Genomic DNA, 21,349 nt, shown 5'->3' on the forward strand with positions numbered 1-21,349 from the left:
TAAATAAAAAACTAAAGACAAACTCTTGTTGGAGTTTGTCTTTAGTTCCATTTATTTTACTAGTGCTCTAAAGTATTTCGCTTTTTCTTGGTAGGTTTCCCATACTAAATCAAAGTTAGCTTTCTCTTCATCTGTCATTTCTACCATTGGTAGACGAACGTTCAATGTATCAAAGCCTAGTTTCGTCATAGCGTATTTTACTGGTGACGGATTCGGTTGAGCAAACAACGCACGTACGAGCGGTAATAATGCTCGATGAATTTTTGCAGCTTGCTCGTGTTGACCTTCTTCGAACAATTTAATCATTAACTGCATATCATTTCCGACAACATGAGAGGCAACAGAAATAACTCCTGCCCCACCAATTGCAAGCAACGGTAATGTTAATCCATCATCACCACTATATACTAAGAAATCATCCGCTGCTTCAACGTTTTCAATAATATCGCCCATCTGATCTAAATTTCCGCTTGCCTCTTTAATCCATGAGATATTCGGAATTTTACTTAAATCAACAGACGTTTCATAGGCCACATTGATGCCTGTACGTCCCGGTACATTATAAAGCATAACCGGTAGTCTTGTTTCTCTCGCAATTGTCTCAAAGTGGGCATAAATACCGCGCTGATTCGGCTTATTATAATAAGGTGCTACTAACATAATACCATCCGCGCCATTTTCCTCGGCTTTATGCGTCATGGCGATAGAATAAGCCGTTTCATTGTCCCCCGTACCTGCAATCACTGGTACACGTCCTGCTACTTTCTCTACTGTAAATCGAACAACTTCTATTTTTTCTTCTGTGGTCATAGTTGGGTTTTCAGAGGTTGTGCCACATGCAACAATACAATCAGTACCATTTTCTATTAAATAATTAATGATACGCTCTAGTTCTGGATAATTAATCGTGCCATCTTCTTTAAACGGCGTAATCATCGCCGTTCCTATTCGACCTAAATTCATCCTTACACCCCTCTTATAGTAAGTTATCCTCAAGCATTGCTTCTGCAATTTGGATAGAGTTCAATGCAGCGCCTTTTAATAAATTATCTGATACGATCCATAGATGGAATCCTTTTTTATTGTCTAAGTCTTGACGGATACGTCCTACAAAAGTAGCATCTTCCCCTTCAGCATAAATCGGCATTGGGTAAGTTTGTGTTGCGATATCATCCTGTAATACAATTCCAGGTGCATCGCGTAATACTTCGAAAATCCCTTCCACTGAAGTTTCCTTCTCTACTTCAATATAAACCGATTCAGAGTGCCCTGAAACAACTGGTACACGTACACAAGTAGCAGCTACTTTTAGTTCCGGTGCATGCATAATTTTCTTCGTTTCATTGATCATTTTCATTTCTTCGTATGTAAAGCCATTGTCTGTAAATTTATCAATTTGGGGAATGACATTACGAGCAATTGGGAAATGACGTTTGTCGCCACCACTTGGTAAAATATTCGCTTCTACATCCTTACCTGCATCCCAGTTTGCGCTTTGTGTTTTGAGCTCTTCAATTGCTGAAATACCTGCACCCGAAACTGCTTGGTATGTTGAAACTAATACCTTTGTTAAACCAAATGCTGTACGGATTGGTTCAAGTGCTGCCACCATTTGAATAGTCGAGCAGTTTGGATTGGCAATAATACCTTTATGTTTTGCAAGATCGCCGCGATTCACTTCAGGTACCACGAGCGGTACCTCTGGATCCATACGGAAGTGGCTCGTATTGTCAATGACTACTGCCCCGCGTTTAGCCGCTTCAGGCGCAAGCACTGCCGATACTGAACCACCCGCAGAGAATAAAGCGACATTGACGCCTTCAAAAGCTTCTGGTGTCGCTTCTTCAATTGTATATGTCTTACCATTAAATTCGATTGGTTTTCCTGCAGAACGTGCAGACGCTAAAAACTTAATATGCCCGATTGGAAATTTTCGTTTAATTAGTTGTTCCATCATTTTTGAACCTACTGCTCCTGTTGCCCCTACAACTGCAACTGTTAACTGCTTAGTCATCTATCATCTCTCCTCGAATACAAGTTCCATAATGTGTGATATTGTATCATAAAAATACTGAAAATTGTGAGCAATTAATGGATTTATTTGAAATATTGTATCAATAGTGGCTGTAATTGTTTTTTTTGCGTAATTGCTGCATGTACCGTATCGACCATTTGATTAAAATCAGCAATTAATGAATTCGGTTTTCCATGTGGAGAATCTTGACCGAATGGAATAAAGTAAATGTTTTTCGCATTGAGCAGTTTCATAATATTAATGCCATTTAAACCGAGCGCATCATTTGTGGAAATGCCTAGCACTACAGGCGAACCATTGCGCAATGTTGCCTTAGCAGCCATCAACACAGGGCTATCTGTAGCAGCATTGGCAAATTTACTAATACTATTTCCAGTCATCGGTGCGATAACCATGGCATCCAATGGATTGGAAGGACCAAATGGTTCTGCTTCTTTAATCGAAGAAATAACCTTCTCACCTGTCAATCCTTCTATTTTTGCAATCCATTCTTCTCCTGTACCAAAACGTGTAGCGGCATGTAATACAGAATGGGTAATAATCGGAACCACGGTAGCCCCAGCATCAATAAAATTTTGAATTTTGGGGACAACATCCTCGTACGTACAATGTGAAGCTGTAATACCTAAACCAATTCGTTTCCCCGTCAGCAATTTTCTTCCTCCTCTATTGCCTTGCACAAAATTTCTGCCGCATCATGCGCAAAGTATTTCCCAGGTAATGATGGCAATAGCACATATGTCTGTAACTGGTCAGCATCAATATCTAAACAGCCTGGTTCTGAAGCTAAATCATATAGCACCGCTGGCACGTGTTCCAAAAACGAATCTGTAATCCACTTAGCTGGAATCGTATTAATGAAAATTCCATCATGGACTGACCATTTTCGATCGTCCAAATCAGAGGCCTTATAACCATATGCCTTTGCTTCACTCACTTGTACCACTGAACGCGCGACAATATGCACATTAGCACCCATCTTTACGAGTAAAGATGCGAGCATTTTGGCGATGCGTCCAAAGCCTGCGATAGTAAAGTTTTGTCCGTAAATACATTTCTGCTCGAGTCCGTAAAACGTGGCGATAAATCCCTCTGCCGTCAATCTAGCATTTTGCCATATAAAGGACTCTTGTTGTAAATAGTTATTCGTTTCATTTTTTTCTAGTAATTGCTTCCAATGCATCGTCAATCGCCCAGTATAAAACTTCACTTGTGATATGCCATACAATTGTTCCACTTCTATTTTTAACGGTAGAATCGGTAGAACAATTTTATTAGGCTGGAACTCTAACACAAGTTTATTTAACTCCTCATTCCAAACGGAAGTTCTTTTATAAAATACTGTTCTTGAAGGACTTCGTAGCATCGTTGCTAATTCCTTTAATCTTGAATCCTCGCCGATTACCAGCCATTTTTCGTTTTCCAAAAGCTCACCTCACTGTAAAAATTCAGACTGTACTGTCGTTGTTTTGTTAAATAAAATACGGTCTTCACCAATTAAGATAATTTCATGCCAAGGGATCATTTCACTAACTTTCACTTTCTTTTTTTGGAATGGCAATTTTTCTTTAATAATCTCAAAGCCATGTATCTTACCTGTTTGCACATCTAATAGGCATTCTGTGTGTGCCAGTATGCCAAAATGTACACCACCTTCAACTTGAATTAACTCTTTATCCACCATTTCAGATAATAGCATGCCTCATCTCCCTCCTTGAGCCGTTAACCCAATATATGCCGAGTTTTTGCAAATCGTGCCCCCTCCTGCAAGTACTTCAAAGTTGCAACTTTTGACCGAACTGTCTATAGTTAACATTTACATATTTTTACACTAAATAGCTACTTGCTTTGCTATATCGCTACATTCTAAGTTGGAGCCGCCATCGTCCATGCCAGTCGAACACACTGGTAAAACATTTCCATTTTATAGTTATTAAAAGAATATACATGCGCAAAGAAGCGGAAAAAGCAGGCGGTGAAATATCGCTATTGGGCAAAGATATTGTCGAATATATATTATTGATAAAAACCGACACAGATGTCGTTTAAGCAAAGGGAAATAAAAATAAGGATACTTAATGTGACGCAACTCGACAAATTGACGAAAAAGGGAATTCTTGCGTAGAGATTGAGCGATGAAGATTTCAGCGTAATAATGAGGAATAACAGAATGACAAAAAGGGCATTTTGATGCCGTTAACTTCAAATAGAAATGAAGCAAAGAAGGGCGACGTTTTGATTTTACAGAGGGCTAGAGATGGGGAATAATGCGGTAGGAAACACAGTGCAACAGATGTAAAATCTCGGCACGAGATAGAAGCTTGCAAGTAAGATGATGAGAGCATCTAGGATAATGATGATAATGCATGGCCAATGCGAAACAAGCCCTGTCACGTAAAAACGTGCTAGGGCTTGTATGTTTTAATTATAAAGTGATGCTGAAAGGGCAATTATTTTTTATCAATCACAACATGCTTTAATGTGTCTGTTGTCACATCAATATCAAATGCTTTACCAAAGCCGACAACATAGCGACCTTCTAAAGGTGTTAACTCAAATAATGAAAAATCTAGTGTACGTAACAATTGCATCATTTTAGCATTTTGCACTTCATCAAATAAGGCAAATACGTCCTCATGGCCTTCATTTCCTAAATAGCTTGGTGTACACTGCCAACGGGCACGTTCTGGAGCAAATGGGTTGGCTGTTACTGGCTCGTCTGCTACACATATTAAATCTACAAATTGAGCTTGCTCCATTAGTTTAAAATGCTCAGCAACACGACTAATGTAAACGTAAAATTTCCCATTTAGCCGCACAAATGGTGTTGTACTGCTGAAAGGCTTACCGTCTGCATCTACAAAGCTTAACACACAACCTTTTTTAGCTTGTATAAATGTTTCGTAATCTTGTTTAACTTGCTCCATGTTTAATTCCTTTTGCATTGTAATTCCTCCTATGCCTTCACAGTACTTTTTAATTGAATTCGTGGAGCAGAATCCCATGAAACATATTGAATTTCTGCTTCCATCCGATAAATTTGCTGAATCATTTGTTCTGTCATCACATCTTCTGGTGTACCCATTTGAGCTCGATAACCATCTTTGACAACGACAATTTGGTCACTATAACTAGATGCTTGATTGAGATCGTGCAGCACCATAACAACCGTCATTCCCATTTCACGATTGAGTTCTCGTACTAATTCTAATACTTCATGTTGATGCGCTATATCTAAATAGGTCGTAGGCTCATCTAACAATAAAATTTGTGGTCGTTGTGTCAATGCCATCGCAATCCATGCGCGTTGAGATTCGCCACCTGATAACGCTGCAATCGGTTGATCGCGATAATGTGATAGTTGCGTTCTCTCTAATGCCCAATCAATGATTTTCTCATCTTCTGCATTTAAACGTTCAAACCATTTTTTATGTGGATACCGACCGTAAGCGACTAAATTTCGCACAGTAATATCTGCTGGTGCTTGATTGCGTTGGCTAAGTATACACATTTTCTGGGCAATTTCTTTAGACGAAAGGCGACGTATATTTTCACCATTAAAGGTAATAGTGCCACCACTATAAGGCTGCATACGTGCTATAGCCTTTAGTATCGTAGACTTGCCAGAGCCATTCGGCCCGATGATGGATAATACCTCTCCTTTATTGACTTCAAATGAAAAATTATGGACAACTTCTTTTTGCTCATAACGGACAGATAGCTGTTCAATTTTTAACATTTAAAACGCCCTCTTTCGCATTAAATATAAGAAATATGGTCCACCAATTACTGCCATAATAATCCCCGCTGGAATATCGAGTGGCGCAAATAATGTTCGTCCTCCGGTATCTGCAATGAGTAAGATAATTGCCCCCATCGCCATGCTCATCGGTAGCATGTACTTATAGTCTGAGCCTACAAGCATGCGTGCCATATGTGGAACGATCAAGCCGACAAAACCAATCATACCGATAGCCGCTACTGAAATAGCCGCTAGAAATACCGCTAAAATAGATAACATAATACGAATACGTGTTACATTTTCACCGAGATTGACTGCCACTTGATCGCCTAAGCGGATAATATTTGCCTTGCGAATAGCAAAGATTGAAATGATCCACCCCACAATAGCGTAAGGATAAATCATCTGTAGCGAGGCATTGCCTTTTGCTGCTAGACTGCCATTTAACCATTGCACAGCAGATGGGAGGCGGTCGCTATACATAATGGATAAGAAACCAATAATGCCGCCCCCTAAAGCATTGACTGCCACACCTGATAAAATAATAGTGATGGGTGATATACCTGAACGACGCCACGCTAATGCATAGACAATTGTCGCAGCAAGTAAGCCCCCTACAAAGGCTGCTATCGGTATATAATTTGTGAATTCTGGATTCGCTAACATAATGAGTAGCACGAAGGCAGCAGCACCACTCGTTACACCTGTTAATCCTGGATCAGCTAATGGATTACCCATTACCGCCTGTAGTAGCGCACCCGAAATCGCAATATTAGCACCAATAATTAATGCTAGTAACACACGTGGCAGTCGAATATCCCAAATGATCGTTGTATAAACCCCTTCATCTGTACGGCCATTAAATATCGTTGTAATTATATCTGGAATTGTAATATGGACACTTCCAAGTCCAATGGCAACAATTGCTGCTATTAATGTCAGCACAAAGGTAAGTATTACGATTATGCGACTTCTCGTTGTACTAATCATAGTTAAACCTCTTTTTTACTTGTAGAAATAATCTGCAATTGTTGTCAGTGCTGTTTCTACATTGGCAATTGATGTTACTCCAAATGTACTGTAATCCAGCATATAGATTTTGTCATTTTTATAAGCTGATAATTGTGTCCACGCACTATTTTTTTCAATTTCTTGTTTAAATTTATCTTCATTTGCTCCATGATCACCTGAGGCTAATACAAAAATGATATCCGGATCAGCTACTACTATATCTTCTAAGTTCATTGGTGAATAAGTCGATTCAGCTTTTAATACGGATTTAGCAATATTGTCCGCACCTAAACGCTCAACTAAACTACCTAAGTAAGATTTATCATTCATGACCATGAAGGAATCTGATGTGCCAATTACTAGCATGACAGATGGAAGCTCTTTGCCTTGCCCTTTTGCTTTCAGTTCATCTTCCTTCGCTACAATACTTTGTAGCACTTCGTTCATCTTTTGTTCTTTCCCAAAGTATGTACCTAGTACTTTGAAACTTAATTTTAAATCATCATAAGATTCTGTTGGTAAGTAAGCTGTTGGTATATTCATGCCTGTAAGTGCTTGATCCAACGAGCTTTGAAGAGATGCAGCACCAAGTATTAGATCTGTTTGCAAACTCGAAATCACTTCTAAATCCGGTGCCATCGGTGAGCCAATTTTCGTAATGGCATCAAAATCTGCTGGTAGTGGATTTGTCGATGTTGGAACCCCTACAGGTGTAATGCCTAATAGGTGAAGCATTTCTGTTAATGGGACAGATGTCGTCACAATTTTTTCAGGCACTTCTGCTGGGAAACTTGCTAATGCTTTTTGAAAAGCTTCTTCATCTACGCCATCTTTTAATACATCTTCTTTCGCATCTGCTGTTACTTCTTGTTGTTGTGGCTTTTCTACTTCTTTTTCTGCTCCTTGTTCTTCTTGCTTCGCACATCCTGCTAATGTACATACGATTACTAAAAGACTAACCCAAAACCATTTTTTCAACATGTATGCTATCTCCTCGCTAAATGATAATGATATTCAATGTCATTTATACTAACAGACTCTATTGATAATAGCAACGTCTAATTGATAATATAATTTCCAATTGGAAAATATGCATACCTATTAGACCATCTGTTCAGCAATTTAGGAACGAAAAAAGCGAAGTATTAAACGATTAAATCGTTAAATACCTCGCTAGAGATTGTCGAAAAAGATATATTTGTTTGAGCCGCTTCTAACGTACCGTACTTTCACAGGAATTGTGTGAGAATTGTTTGCGTGCCTGGCACTGATTAGAGCACTTATTATGCTTCAGGGCCGATAATTGAAATGGCTGGCTCTGCTTTTAATATTTTGGCAATGAGTCGATCTACTGACTCCATCGTGACAGCATCAATCGATGCCAATACCTCATCTACCGAACGATGTCGTCTGTGCACTAGTTCACTTGTACCATTACGGTTCATGCGTGCACCCGTTCCTTCAAGGCCGAGGACAAAGCTTCCTTTTAGCTGTTCTTTTGCATTATCTAGCTCTTCGTCCGTCACACCACCCGCTACGATATCCAGCAATGTGGCATCAATCGTATGTTGCAATTGCGATAACTGCTGGCGACTTGTACTGCCGTAAATCGTAAACGCCCCAACATCCGCATAACAAGATTGATATGAGAAAATAGTATATGCTAAGCCGCGCTCTTCACGTACCTCTTGAAACAGTCGCGAGCTCATATTGCCACCAATAATATTATTTAATGCAATAAAACTATACATATCTGGATCTTTCACACCGATTGCTGGATAGGATAGAGCTAAATGTGCCTGCTCTGTATCACGCGTTTTCATAATTTCGCCTGGATAAAACTGCGGATTTGTCAATACTGGCACCATTGCAAGTGGTGATGCTTCGTAATGTCCAAATAAGTCTTCAATCGTATTTAATAATGCCGAAGAAATATTACCAGCCACAGATATCACGATTGATTCTGGTCCATAATGTTTGGCCATATATTGACGAATGACATCTGCCGTGAATGTTTTTAATGTCTCAGCAGTGCCTAAAATCGGGCGGCCTAGTGCATCATGTGGATACATTACTTCCCATAACTTTTCATGAACATCGTCATCGGGTGCATCTTCACTCATTAATATTTCCTCTAGCACAACTTGTCGTTCCTTCTCTAATTCTTCTTCTGCAAATGTCGAATTAAAGAACATATCTGCTAAAATCGTTATTGCGAGCTCCGCATGATGATCTAAAACTTTCGCATAATAGCATGTATTTTCCTTTGACGTAAAGGCATTTAATTCGCCACCAATGCGATCAAACTCCTCGGCTATTTGACGAGCTGTTCTAGTTGTTGTCCCTTTAAAAAGCATATGTTCGATAAAGTGCGTAATGCCATTCTCTTCAGGTAACTCAAAGCGAGAACCTGCATTGACAAAGATACCAAGCGCTACTGATCGAACATGATCAATTTGCTCAGACACAATACGCACACCGTTTTGACATGTATGTACTTGTACCAAATATTTTCCTCCTCGTATATATCCATTTTATTTAAAAAAGGCTGCGCATCATACGCAGCCTTTTGTTATCAAATTATTTACCTTGTTCTGCGCGTTCTTTTTCTTCTTGAATAACGACTTTACGAGATAAATTCACACGACCTTGTTTGTCGATTTCGATTACTTTTACAAGTAATTGATCGCCTAGTTTTAGCACATCTTCCACTTGCTTTGTACGTTCCTCTTGAATTTCAGAGATGTGTAATAAGCCATCTTTACCAGGGAAGATTTCACAGAAGGCACCGAATTTTTCGATGCGTTTTACTGTTGATAAGTAGTATTCGCCCACTTTTGCTTCACGTACGATATCTTCGATAATTTGTTTTGCACGAGCGTTCATTTCTTCGTCTGCTGAAGAGATGTAAATTGTACCATCTTGTTCTGTATCAATTTTTACGCCTGTTTCTTCAATAATTTTGTTAATTTGTTTACCACCTGGTCCAATTACATCGCGGATTTTATCTGGATTAATGCGCACGATGACAATTTTCGGTGCATAAGCAGATAATTTTTCACGAGGCTGTGCCAATGTCGCCAGCATTGATTCTAAAATATGCATACGACCAATTTTAGCTTGTGTTAATGCTTCTTCTAAAATATTGCGTGATAAACCGTCAATTTTAATATCCATTTGAAGTGCAGTTACACCCTTAGCTGTACCTGCTACTTTAAAGTCCATATCTCCAAGGTGATCTTCCATACCTTGAATATCCGTTAAAATTGAGTAATGCTCACCTTTTTTAATAAGTCCCATTGCGATACCAGCAACAGGTGCTTTTAATGGCACACCAGCATCCATCATCGCTAATGTAGAAGCACAGATTGAAGCCTGTGATGTTGAACCGTTTGATTCAAGTACTTCTGATACACAACGGATTGTGTATGGGAATACAGATTCATCAGGGATTACTGCTTCAAGAGCACGTTCACCTAGCGCACCGTGACCGATTTCACGACGACCTGGGCCACGAATTGGGCCTGTTTCCCCTACAGAGAATTGAGGGAAATTATAGTGATGCATAAAGCGTTTAGATTCTTCTACACCTAAACCGTCAATAATTTGAACATCGCCAAGTGCACCTAATGTACAAATTGACAATGCTTGCGTTTGTCCACGTGTAAATAATGCGGAACCGTGCGTACGTTGTAATAAACCTGTTTCAGACGAAAGTGCACGAATTTCATCTAGTTTACGACCATCCGGACGGATTTTATCTTCTGTAATTTGGCGACGTACTTCGTCTTTCACCATTTTATCTAAAATTGTATGCACTTGTTTCATTGTTGTTTCATCAGCTTCTTGCTCTTCATAAGAAGCCACAATACGATCTTTAACAGCCTTAATAGCTTCATCACGTGCATGCTTTTCAGCAGTTTGAATGGCATCATGCATGTCAGTCTCGCAAGCTGCTTTAATATCTGATTGAATCGCTTCGTCAATTTCAAACAATGTCACAGGTATTTTTTCTTTCCCTACTTCAGCAATGATTTGCTCTTGGAAAGCAATGATTTTTTTAATTTCTTCATGACCAAACATGATTGCTTCTAACATTACTTCTTCAGGTACTTCTAAAGCGCCTGCTTCAACCATGTTAATCGCATCTTTGTTTCCAGCTACAGATAAATGTATTGTTGAGATATTAGATTGTTCCACTGTTGGGTTCACGACGAATTCACCGTCAATATAACCAACTTGTACACCAGCAATTGGTCCACCGAATGGAATATCTGAAATTGCTAATGCTAAAGATGAACCTACCATTGCTGCCATTTCAGACGTGCAATCAGGATCATTAGACATTACCATTGAAATAACTTGTACTTCATTACGGAAGCCATCTGGGAACATTGGACGAATTGGACGGTCGATTAAGCGGCTTGCTAAAATCGCTTTTTCAGACGGACGCCCTTCACGTTTAATAAAGCCGCCAGGAATTTTACCCGCTGCATATAAACGTTCTTCATAGTTTACTGTTAATGGGAAGAAATCAAGTGGTTTTGGTGATTTTGACATTGTTGCTGTTGCGAGTACAGAAGTATCACCATAGCGTACTAATGCTGCTCCATTTGCTTGTTTTGCTAACTGTCCTACTTCAATTACTAGTGGACGGCCAGCCCATTCGTAGGAATAGACTTTCTTTTCGTTCATTCAATGAACCCCTCTCTATTATAAAAACACTTACTCGTCTGTATGTACTAATAGTAAGTGTACCAAAAATGCTTGTTCTATGCTAAATATTTCATGAAATAATCATACATTTAAATTCAGTTATTGCCAATTTATTTAGGATTTATTTCGTAATTTGGTTTTAATGGCGTTTTCGCTTGTTTTTATGCTATATTTTGTAACTATTCACACATGAAGTGCTAGAAAGTTTTAAAAACATAAAGAAAAAGCGGGAATAATCCCGCTTTTCGATTGTCAATTAGCGACGTAAGCCTAAACGATTGATTAGTTCACGGTAACGTTGAACGTCAGTTTCACGAAGATATTTAAGTAAGTGACGACGACGACCTACCATTTTAAGAAGACCACGCTCAGAGTGGAAATCTTTTTTGTGTGTACGTAAGTGAGTGTTTAAAGCGTTGATTTCAGCTGTTAAAACTGCAACTTGTACTTCTGGAGAACCAGTGTCACTTTCGTGAGTACGGTACTCAGCGATGATTTCGTTTTTACGTTCTTGTGTAATAGCCATTTGTATTGACCTCCTAAATAATTGTTTATCCCCATTAGCACAGTAAACGTCGGAGTCTTCGGTAGACCGAGCTAAGGTTAAGCACTTTATGCACTTATGAATGTTACCATAAAACAATAGGGCAAGCAAGTAATAACGTAGCCCCGCCTATTACACCTTACGATTCATTGGTGTAATAGATGCAGGATTAGTCTAACCGTAGATCGAGCTGTAATTCTCGTTCTACTACTTTAGCCCAGCTGTCATTTATTCAATTTCAGTAAAAAAATGAATAGCCTCTTGTTTATCTTTTTCTATTTGTGTTTTTAACGCCTCGATGCCATCGAATTTGCGCTCGCTTCGAATACGTTTATACCAAGCAACATGCACTTCTTCTCCGTAGATGTTTTTGTCGAAGTTTAAAATATGTACTTCGATCGACAGTTGCTTGTCGTTCGGATCTTTAAATGTTGGTTTATAGCCAACATTACAAACACCATCATACCAATTATTTTGCACAAGCAAACGCACCGCATACACACCACTTGCTGGAATGTACGTGCCCTCTAATGCTTGCACATTGGCAGTAGGAAAGCCGATTGTACGCCCACGTTTATCGCCATGCACGACCATACCCTTAATTTCAAAAGGACGGCCTAGAAGCATTCGTGCCGCTTCCATATCCCCCTCTTGTAATAACTTACGAATACGTGTTGAGCTTATTTTCTCCAGTGCATCCTCTTTCTTTTCAACCACGGTTACACCGTAATCCCCGTTGCTCAATGTGCGCATATCTTCCATCGTACCTTTGCCGAATGCACCAAATGAAAAATCAAAGCCTGCTGTAACATGTTGAATGTTCAGCCCTCGAATAAAAGTATCAATAAAAGCAGCAGGTGACAGCTTCGCAAAGTCAGATGTGAAATGGACAACAAATACCGTATCTACCCCTTGTTCTTCAAACAGCTGCAATTTCTGCTGTAGTAACGTAATATAAAATACTTTCTCATTGCGCCCGCCTAGCACTAAAGATGGATGCGGATCAAATGTCATAACGGCAGTCGGGATTTGTTGTTTGTCCCCCTCTTGCTTGGCCGCTTCAATAACCGCCTGATGTCCAATATGTACACCATCAAAAAAGCCAATTGCCAATGAGTATGGCTGCATGCTTTCTCGTTGCTGTAATTGGTGTGGGTATTTTAAATGAATGACCTGCATACAAAAAATCCTCCTACTCTATCGTCGGAAACATTTTATGCGGCTTCATAAACCCTTCTTTTGTCGGATGGGCTTGATAAACCGCAAATGCTTTTCCGTTAATTCCAAACACAATTTTATCATGCACCTTTAATAATGCATCTGCTGGAAGCACTTGTCCATTGAAAATTTCTTTTTCAATAGCGGAAGTTATTTCAATATATGGATAGTCTGATAATGCGTATTCTACTGGAAGAATACATGTATTGATTTGTTCACTTTCCATTAATTCCGCAACTTGTGCAAGTGTAAAGCAATTGTCTTGCGTAAATGTTCCTGACGCTGTACGTACAAGCTCATGCATATGTGCAGGATAGCCAAGACCTTCGCCAATCTGAACAGCTAATGTACGAATATAAGTGCCTTTACTACAAGCAATTCTTACAGGAAACTTAATCTCTTGTCCTTCATATATTTCCACATCGTCTAGTAACTCTAATGCGTGAATTGTGACTTGTCTTGTTGGTCTTTCAACTGTTTCGCCTTTTCGCGCATATTCATATAATCGTTTGCCATTTACTTTTACTGCTGAAAACATCGGGGGCGTTTGTTGAATGACACCCGTTAATGAAGCTAACACATCGAGTAGCTGTGTGCGAGTAAACGATTTATTGGTGTGATCTGCTTCAACTGTTTCGCCTTCCGCATCCTCAGTTGTCGTTGTTCGACCAATTGAAATAACAGCCTCGTACGTCTTCCCTGCATCCGTTAAATATTCAGCAATGCGGGTTGCCTGTCCGATACAAATGGGAAGAACTCCTTCCACTCCTGGATCTAATGTGCCTGTATGGCCAACTTTTTTTGTCCTTAATATTTTTCGTAATTTAAAAACGCAATCATGACTCGTCATGCCACGCTCTTTCCAAAGCGGTAAAATACCGTTCATATAAATCCCCCTTTAGCAAAAATGCATAAAAAAAGTCTGCCTGCATGAAGATGCATGTGGCAGACCTTTACTGTTGTGCTTATTCTTTGTGTAAACCACGCAGCAATGAATCAATGCGATTACCATATTCAATCGATGAATCGAATTCAAAGATTAATTCCGGTGTACGACGTAAGCGGATACGAGAACCGATTTCTGAACGGATAAAGCCAGCAGCTTTAACTAAAGCTTTTAGCGTTTCCTCACGTTCACGTTCATTGCCTAAAGATGTAATATAAATTGTCGCTTGTTGTAGGTCACCTGTTACATCTACACCAGTAACTGTAACGAAACCTACACGCGGATCTTTAATTTTACGGCCAATAATATCACCAAGCTCTTTTTTCATTTGCTCAGCAACACGGTTTGAGCGTAGAGACATAATTAGTCACCTCTATTTCGATGTTCAACTATTTACGCTAACTGCGAATGATGATGGAAACTTCCTTCCACTTGCCATTGCCATTAGCGCAAACATTCATTTCTACTTATAAATAGTCTCGCCACACATTTAGCTGTTCCCAGGACGGATTTGACTGTAAGTAATGCAGGGCGTGATTGATTTCACGCTCGGCCGCTTCTTTCGAAGAAGAAACAGCCACAAGCGCTATTTTCGTACGTTGCCAAACATTTTGATGGTCAATTTCGGCAATGGATACATTAAATTTCTGTTTAGTGCGAGTAATCATACGCTGTAATACAGCGCGTTTTTCCTTTAACGAATGGGCAGTTTGAATAATAAACTCTACCTCAACGTATACAATCATTATGCACGTTTAACTTCTTCCATAATGTAGGCTTCAATGATGTCGCCTTCTTTAATGTCATTGAAGTTTGTAATTGTAATACCACATTCGTATCCTCTTGCCACTTCTTTTACTTCGTCTTTGAAACGTTTTAATGTATCTAATTCGCCTTCGAAGATTACTACGTTATCACGGATAACACGTACACCTGAATCACGTGTTACTTTACCTTCTGTAACGTAAGAACCAGCAATTGTACCAACTTTTGATACTTTAATTGTTTGACGAACTTCCGCTTGACCGATAATTTTTTCTTCAAATTCTGGGTCTAGCATACCTTTCATCGCTTGCTCAATTTCTTCAATTACTTTATAGATAACGCGGTGTAGACGAATATCTACGCCCTCTTCTTCTGCTGCACGTTTAGCATTTGTATCTGGTCGTACGTTAAACCCGATTACAATTGCATTTGATGCTGCTGCTAACGAAATATCTGATTCTGTGATAGCACCAGCGCCAGTGTGAATAATTTTCACATTTACGCCTTCTACATCAATTTTCATTAATGAAGCAGCCATCGCTTCTACAGTACCTTGCACGTCGGCTTTAACGATTAAGTTTAATTCTTTCATTTCACCTTGACTCATTTGTTCAAATAAGTTATCAAGTGTCACACGTTGTTTTTCAGAACGTTGTGCTTGAATAGCTGTCATTGCACGAGTTTCCCCTACTTGACGAGCAGTTTTTTCGTCTTCGAATACTACGAAGCGGTCACCAGCTTGTGGCACATCATTTAAACCAGTAATTTCTACAGGTGTAGATGGACCAGCTTCTTTTACACGACGACCTTTATCGTTAACCATCGCACGTACGCGGCCATATGCATGCCCAACTACGATTGGATCTCCGACTTTTAATGTACCGTCTTGTACTAAAAGTGTAGCAACAGAGCCACGACCTTTATCAAGTTGTGCTTCAATTACAGTACCAAGTGCTAAACGATCTGGGTTAGCTTTTAACTCTCCCACTTCAGCAACAAGTAAGACCATTTCTAACAATGTATCAATACCTTCACCTTTTAACGCTGAAATAGGCACGAAAATCGTCTCGCCACCCCATGCTTCTGGTACAAGGCCGTGTTCAGTTAATTCTTGCATTACACGATCTGGATTTGCTGAAGGTTTATCCATTTTGTTTACTGCAACAATGATTGGTACTTCCGCAGCTTTAGCATGGTTAATTGCTTCAACTGTTTGAGGCATTACACCATCATCTGCCGCTACTACTAAAATTGTTAAGTCTGTTACTTTCGCACCGCGCGCACGCATTGTTGTGAATGCAGCGTGTCCTGGTGTATCTAGGAACGTAATCTTTTTGTCGCCTTCTGTTACTTGGTAGGCACCGATATGTTGTGTAATACCACCAGCTTCTCCAGCCGTTACTTTCGTATGACGGATTGAGTCAAGTAAAGTCGTTTTACCATGGTCAACGTGACCCATAATTGTAACTACAGGAGGACGTTCAGATAATTCCGCTTCGTTAACTTCCTCTGTTTGTTCGAAGTGTGTTTCTAAATCCGTAATATCTACACGAATTTCTTCTTCTACTTCTACACCGTAGTCTGCGCAAATTAACTCGATTGCATCCTTATCTAATTCTTGGTTAATTGTTGCCATTACCCCAAGCATAAATAATTTTTTAATGATTTCAGATGGTTCACGATATAATTTTTTTGCTAATTCAGCTACAGATAGTGATTCAACAAATGTAATTTTTTCCGGTAATTCTTTTTGTTTCATTGGTATTGATGGTTGATGCGTTTTTGGATGACGACGTTTGCCGCCGTGAATTCCTGGTTTTGGACGTTGGTTGTAACCACCGCCGCCTCTACGATTATTATTATTATTGTTATTATTGTTATTTTGTGTCATATTTCTATTTTGATTACCTTTTGTATTCTTAGATTTTTCGTTAGACGAATTTGGGTTTTGTTGCGTTTGTTGACTGTAATTATTTGCTTTCGGTTTCGAAGTAGCAGACTGCTGCTTTTGTCCGTCTTGCTTTTTCACCGATTGCTGTGGTCTCTGTTGGCCATTCGCTTGTGATCGTTGCGTTACATTTTGAGTAGGCTGTTTAGCTTCTCTTTTATCTGTTGGTGTTTTAAATGATTGGTCTAACTTTGTCACAGTATCTTTTTCCAACATAGACATATGATTCGTTACACTTACATTTAATTTACTTAGCGCTTCAATAACCTCTTTACTCGATTTATTCACTTGTTTGGCATATTCATGAACTCTGATTTTGGTCATCTGCTCACCCCCGATTATTTTTCGTTGAGTAGACTAGACAATTTACTTGCAAAACCTTTATCGGTAATAGCTAAAGCCACTCGGGCCTCCTTACCTGTAGCATGTCCTAGATCATAACGATCGCCAATTACATGATACTCAACGTTGTAAAAAGTGCATTTATCTTGAATTTTTTTATTAGAGTTTTTAGAAGCATCGTTTGCAAGCAATACAAGCTTAGCATTTCCATTGCGAACTTCCTTTACTACTAACTCTTCACCTGAAATAACTTTTCGGGCTCTCGCCGCTATACCAAGCAAATTAAATACTGCTTGATTCGTCATAAAATAGCCTCCCGACGAATGAGCAATAATAGCTCTTCGTATATCTCTTCAGGAATTTTCGCTTCAAGTTGGTGCCCTAATACATTTTTCTTACGCGCGATGTCAACCGCCTGTTCAGACTTTGAAACATAGGCGCCACGTCCAGGTTTTTTCCCTGAAACATCAACGCTTACCTCGCCCTCTTTCGAGCGAACAACACGAATCATCGCTTTTTTCGGTAGCATTTCTCCAGTAGCTACGCATTTTCGAAGTGGTACTTTTTTATTAATCGCCATAAGAATCACCTTTCCTCTCTGAAGCTTCGTAAGAGGTGGACTAGCCATAACTAACACGCAAAGGTGGAGTTTTGTGATTTGACCATTGCGGAGTACAATGCCGCCTCTCAAAATTCATGACCTTCGCCACAGTTTCTGGCTTTATTCAGTCGGCCTAGGCCGCCCACTGAATAAAGCCAGGTGACAAGTCACACGGGCTTTCTTACTTATTCTTCGTCGTCTTGATATAAGTCAACTGCAGCTTCTTCGTAATTATTATCTTCTGCAGGTATGAACGTGCTTGTTGCAGATGGGTAAATCCCTAACTCACGTGCATCTGTTTCACTTTTAATATCAATTTTCCAGCCAGTTAATTTCGCAGCTAAACGCGCATTTTGACCACGTTTACCGATTGCTAAAGATAATTGGTAATCTGGAACTACAACTGTTGTTGATTTTTCTTCTTCATTTACTTGCACATCTAATACTTTTGATGGGCTAAGTGCATTTGCAACAAATACAACAGGGTCTTCTGACCACTCAACGATATCGATTTTTTCACCGTTTAGTTCATTGACAATTGTTTGTACACGAGCACCTTTTGCGCCTACACAAGAACCTACAGGATCGATCTCTTCGTTATGTGCGTGCACAGAGATTTTAGAACGATCGCCTGCTTCACGAGCAATTGATTTGATTTCAACAATGCCTTCATAAATTTCAGGCACTTCCATCTCAAATAATCGACGTAATAAACCTGGGTGCGTGCGTGATACGATTACTTGTGGACCACGAGTCGTACGTTCAACTTTAGTGATATAAACTTTAATACGGTCATGTGGGTGATATGTTTCACCTTGGATTTGTTCGTTTTGTGGTAAAGCAGCTTCCACTTTCCCAAGCCCAACGTAAATATTACGCGCATCTAAACGCTCTACAACACCCGTTACAATATCATCTTCTCGATCCACATATTGCTCATAAATTAAACCACGTTCAGCTTCACGTACACGTTGTGTAACAACTTGTTTCGCTGTTTGCGCAGCAATACGTCCGAAGTTACGAGGTGTTACTTCTTGTTCAACAATATCTTCTAATTGATAGGCAGGGTTAATTGCTTTTGCATCTTCTAATGCAATTTGTAAACGATCATCTTCAACTTCTTCTACTACATCTTTACGTGAAAATACACGAATTGAGCCTTTGTCTAAGTTTAAGTCTACACGAACATTTTGAGCTTGGTTAAAGTTGCGCTTGTAAGCTGTAACTAATGCAGCCTCTATCGCTTCGATTAACACATCTCTTGAAATTCCTTTTTGTTCTTCCAGCGCCGTTAGCGCATCTAACAAATCACTACTCATTTTATTTTCACTCCTAAATATGCATTATGCTGAAAAATCGATGGCAAGGCGTGCCAAAGCGATTTTTTCTTGTTCAATTGTTACTGTCATTTTGCGGGTTTTAATGGGTACTTCCATCACTAATGTATGTTCATCGTATGACGTTAAGTAGCCTTGGAATTCCTTCATGTCCTTGATAGGCTCGTAGGTTTTCACATAGATAAATTTGCCAACGGCTTTTTTAAAATCAGTATCTTTTTTTAATGGACGTTCTGCACCTGGTGAAGATACCTCTAAATAATAATTTTGTGTAATAGGATCTTTTTCATCCAACAGTAAACAAAGTCGTTCACTAACTTGAGCACATTGGCCAATGTCAATTCCACCCTCAGGTGTATCTACATAAACACGTAAAAACCAGTTACGTCCTTCTTTCACAAACTCGACATCCACCAACTCAAGATTTAACTCTTCAACAATCGGTGTAGCAAGTTCTTCAATTAAAGATGGTACTTTGCTCATTGTTTCCTCCTGCGTTTTTCAATTTCAGGCGTAATAAAACAGAAATTCCACCAGTGATGTTGGTGAAATTTGACGGTCTTACCTGCTGTTAGTCTAAAAAATTTGTTTTGCTTCGGTATAACAACAGAAAAGAGCGGGAATGCCCCACTCTTTTGCTGGAAAACTATCAACAAATTATTACCATAAGAATAGCACATTTCACATCACAATGCAAACTTCCTTAATTTAGATATTTCATTTGTATTAGAAAAGTGATAACTGATTGGCATCAGGCATGCCTTCCAAACACCCTAATTGATCCATATACTCAATTAATGTTTTTGACACACGCCCACGTTGCTGTAAATCTTCTTTCGATAAAAACTCGCCATTTTCACGTGCAGCTACGATTGTTTTCGCAACGTTTGTTCCAAGTCCGGGAATTGCATCGAATGGTGGGATTAAAGTATTGCCATCAATAATAAACTCGCTAGCCTGCGAACGATACAAATCAACCTTTTGGAAGCTCATGCCACGCTCACACATTTCAAGCGCAAGTTCCATTACTGTCAGTAAGTTTTTCTCTTTTGTTGAAGCATCTAAGCCCTTGATATTGATTTCATCAATTTTCGCTCGTATCATTTGAGAACCTTGCGTCATAGAAATTAAATCAAAGTCGTCCGCTCTTACAGTGAAATAAGCCGCGTAATATAAAATTGGGAAATGTACTTTAAACCACGCAATACGCACTGCCATTAAGACGTAAGCAGCTGCATGGGCTTTCGGGAACATGTATTTAATTTTTTTACATGATTCGATATACCATCCAGGCACTTTATTAGCGAGCATTTCCGCTTCGAATTCTTCTGATAAGCCTTTCCCTTTACGAACAGACTCCATTATTTTAAAGGCTAATGATGGTTCTAACCCTTGGTATATTAAATAAACCATAATGTCATCACGACAGCCAATTACTTCTTTTAAGACACATGTGCCATTTTGTATTAGTTCTTGTGCATTTCCAAGCCATACATCCGTTCCATGGGAAAGTCCTGAAATTTGAACAAGCTCCGAGAATGTCGATGGTTTTGTATCTTCAAGCATTTGACGAACGAATCGCGTACCAAATTCCGGTATCCCCAAAGTTCCTGTCTTACAACCTATTTGCTTTTCTGTAACACCTAAAGATTCAGGTGAACTAAAAATTTTCATAACAACCGGATCATCTGTTGGGATTGTTTTCGGATCGATCCCAGATAAATCTTGTAACATACGAATCACGGTCGGATCATCGTGCCCTAGAATATCGAGCTTTAAAATATTGTCATGAATTGAGTGGAAATCAAAGTGCGTTGTTTTCCACTCGGAATCTTGTGCATCCGCTGGGAACTGTACTGGCGAGAAATCGTAAATATCCATATAATCTGGTACAACGATAATCCCACCTGGGTGTTGCCCTGTCGTCCGTTTAACACCTGTACATCCTTGAACTAAACGGTCTACTTCAGCACCACGGAAATGGAGATTATTGTCGCTCGCATAACCTTTGACATAGCCATAAGCTGTTTTCTCCGCAACAGTACCGATTGTACCAGCCCGGAAAACATAATCTTCACCAAACAGTACTTTCGTATAGTTGTGGGCTTGCGGTTGGTACTCACCTGAGAAGTATGACGATAGGT

21 protein-coding genes and 1 pseudogene are annotated in these 21,349 nt (G+C 39.4%); all 22 read right to left on the bottom strand.

All coding sequences use genetic code 11. The features are described from left to right. Nucleotides 1–51: 51 nt before the first annotated feature. Nucleotides 52–963 carry a 4-hydroxy-tetrahydrodipicolinate synthase gene (gene dapA, locus ACIQXI_RS11415; RefSeq protein ID WP_402924690.1) on the bottom strand — a complete coding sequence of 304 codons (912 nt, stop codon included), beginning with the start codon at nucleotides 961–963 and terminating at the stop codon, nucleotides 52–54. A 13-nt stretch (nucleotides 964–976) separates the two neighbouring features. Next, the gene (locus ACIQXI_RS11420) at nucleotides 977–2,014 is read right to left on the bottom strand and encodes an aspartate-semialdehyde dehydrogenase (RefSeq protein WP_402924693.1); all 1,038 of its coding nucleotides are present in this window, start codon (nucleotides 2,012–2,014) and stop codon (nucleotides 977–979) included. An 83-nt stretch (nucleotides 2,015–2,097) separates the two neighbouring features. Beyond that, entirely contained in the window at nucleotides 2,098–2,688 is a 591-nt protein-coding gene (locus ACIQXI_RS11425; protein WP_402924696.1) for a dipicolinate synthase subunit B, read from the bottom strand. Continuing rightward, nucleotides 2,682–3,461: a dipicolinate synthase gene (locus tag ACIQXI_RS11430; RefSeq protein ID WP_402924699.1), complete on the bottom strand. Its 780-nt coding sequence runs from the start codon at nucleotides 3,459–3,461 to the stop codon at nucleotides 2,682–2,684. The genes ACIQXI_RS11425 and ACIQXI_RS11430 overlap by 7 nt, the downstream gene beginning before the upstream one ends. 9 nt (nucleotides 3,462–3,470) lie before the next feature. Further along, the gene (locus ACIQXI_RS11435; protein ID WP_173477709.1) at nucleotides 3,471–3,734 is read right to left on the bottom strand and encodes a YlmC/YmxH family sporulation protein; all 264 of its coding nucleotides are present in this window, start codon (nucleotides 3,732–3,734) and stop codon (nucleotides 3,471–3,473) included. 751 nt (nucleotides 3,735–4,485) lie between these two features. Further along, nucleotides 4,486–4,980 (bottom strand): pyridoxamine 5'-phosphate oxidase family protein, encoded by a 495-nt coding sequence (locus ACIQXI_RS11440; RefSeq protein WP_402924701.1) that lies wholly within the window; start codon nucleotides 4,978–4,980, stop codon nucleotides 4,486–4,488. Between the two features lie 11 nt (nucleotides 4,981–4,991). After that, a complete protein-coding gene (locus ACIQXI_RS11445) occupies nucleotides 4,992–5,774 on the bottom strand; it encodes an ABC transporter ATP-binding protein (protein WP_402924704.1) in 783 nt (260 codons plus the stop codon). Next, nucleotides 5,775–6,767, bottom strand: a complete 993-nt coding sequence (locus ACIQXI_RS11450; protein WP_402924706.1) for a FecCD family ABC transporter permease — start codon at nucleotides 6,765–6,767, stop codon at nucleotides 5,775–5,777. A gap of 15 nt (nucleotides 6,768–6,782) precedes the next feature. Then, nucleotides 6,783–7,769: an ABC transporter substrate-binding protein gene (locus ACIQXI_RS11455; RefSeq protein ID WP_402924708.1), complete on the bottom strand. Its 987-nt coding sequence runs from the start codon at nucleotides 7,767–7,769 to the stop codon at nucleotides 6,783–6,785. Nucleotides 7,770–8,071: 302 nt separating this feature from the next. Continuing rightward, the gene (locus tag ACIQXI_RS11460; protein ID WP_402924709.1) at nucleotides 8,072–9,295 is read right to left on the bottom strand and encodes a M16 family metallopeptidase; all 1,224 of its coding nucleotides are present in this window, start codon (nucleotides 9,293–9,295) and stop codon (nucleotides 8,072–8,074) included. A 73-nt stretch (nucleotides 9,296–9,368) separates the two neighbouring features. Next, complete coding sequence (gene pnp, locus ACIQXI_RS11465) at nucleotides 9,369–11,483, bottom strand: polyribonucleotide nucleotidyltransferase (protein WP_402924711.1); 2,115 nt, start codon at nucleotides 11,481–11,483, stop codon at nucleotides 9,369–9,371. A 277-nt stretch (nucleotides 11,484–11,760) separates the two neighbouring features. Continuing rightward, the gene (gene rpsO, locus ACIQXI_RS11470; RefSeq protein WP_010858490.1) at nucleotides 11,761–12,030 is read right to left on the bottom strand and encodes a 30S ribosomal protein S15; all 270 of its coding nucleotides are present in this window, start codon (nucleotides 12,028–12,030) and stop codon (nucleotides 11,761–11,763) included. A 246-nt stretch (nucleotides 12,031–12,276) separates the two neighbouring features. Then, nucleotides 12,277–13,227, bottom strand: a complete 951-nt coding sequence (ribF, locus tag ACIQXI_RS11475) for a riboflavin biosynthesis protein RibF (RefSeq protein WP_402924714.1) — start codon at nucleotides 13,225–13,227, stop codon at nucleotides 12,277–12,279. Between the two features lie 13 nt (nucleotides 13,228–13,240). Then, entirely contained in the window at nucleotides 13,241–14,152 is a 912-nt protein-coding gene (truB, locus tag ACIQXI_RS11480) for a tRNA pseudouridine(55) synthase TruB (protein ID WP_402924716.1), read from the bottom strand. A gap of 79 nt (nucleotides 14,153–14,231) precedes the next feature. Beyond that, nucleotides 14,232–14,573, bottom strand: a complete 342-nt coding sequence (gene rbfA / locus ACIQXI_RS11485; protein ID WP_024361990.1) for a 30S ribosome-binding factor RbfA — start codon at nucleotides 14,571–14,573, stop codon at nucleotides 14,232–14,234. Nucleotides 14,574–14,679: 106 nt separating this feature from the next. Continuing rightward, on the bottom strand, nucleotides 14,680–14,958 hold the full coding sequence (locus tag ACIQXI_RS11490) for a DUF503 domain-containing protein (protein ID WP_402924718.1): 279 nt from the start codon (nucleotides 14,956–14,958) through the stop codon (nucleotides 14,680–14,682). After that, nucleotides 14,958–17,249, bottom strand: coding sequence for a translation initiation factor IF-2 (gene infB / locus ACIQXI_RS11495; RefSeq protein ID WP_402924720.1), 2,292 nt, complete (start codon nucleotides 17,247–17,249; stop codon nucleotides 14,958–14,960). The genes ACIQXI_RS11490 and infB overlap by 1 nt, the downstream gene beginning before the upstream one ends. Before the next feature lie 14 nt (nucleotides 17,250–17,263). Further along, nucleotides 17,264–17,572 (bottom strand): YlxQ family RNA-binding protein, encoded by a 309-nt coding sequence (locus tag ACIQXI_RS11500; protein ID WP_402924723.1) that lies wholly within the window; start codon nucleotides 17,570–17,572, stop codon nucleotides 17,264–17,266. Continuing rightward, nucleotides 17,569–17,847 (bottom strand): RNase P modulator RnpM, encoded by a 279-nt coding sequence (rnpM, locus tag ACIQXI_RS11505; protein WP_401009449.1) that lies wholly within the window; start codon nucleotides 17,845–17,847, stop codon nucleotides 17,569–17,571. The genes ACIQXI_RS11500 and rnpM overlap by 4 nt, the downstream gene beginning before the upstream one ends. A gap of 206 nt (nucleotides 17,848–18,053) precedes the next feature. Further along, nucleotides 18,054–19,187, bottom strand: a complete 1,134-nt coding sequence (gene nusA / locus ACIQXI_RS11510) for a transcription termination factor NusA (RefSeq protein ID WP_402924725.1) — start codon at nucleotides 19,185–19,187, stop codon at nucleotides 18,054–18,056. Between the two features lie 24 nt (nucleotides 19,188–19,211). Next, the gene (gene rimP / locus ACIQXI_RS11515) at nucleotides 19,212–19,688 is read right to left on the bottom strand and encodes a ribosome maturation factor RimP (RefSeq protein WP_402924728.1); all 477 of its coding nucleotides are present in this window, start codon (nucleotides 19,686–19,688) and stop codon (nucleotides 19,212–19,214) included. Between the two features lie 243 nt (nucleotides 19,689–19,931). After that, a pseudogene (locus ACIQXI_RS11520) lies at nucleotides 19,932–21,335 on the bottom strand (PolC-type DNA polymerase III); the annotation flags it as partial. Nucleotides 21,336–21,349: the final 14 nt, after the last annotated feature.

The sequence above is a fragment of the Lysinibacillus sp. NPDC097195 genome, assembly GCF_044762075.1.
Taxonomy (GTDB): domain Bacteria; phylum Bacillota; class Bacilli; order Bacillales_A; family Planococcaceae; genus Lysinibacillus.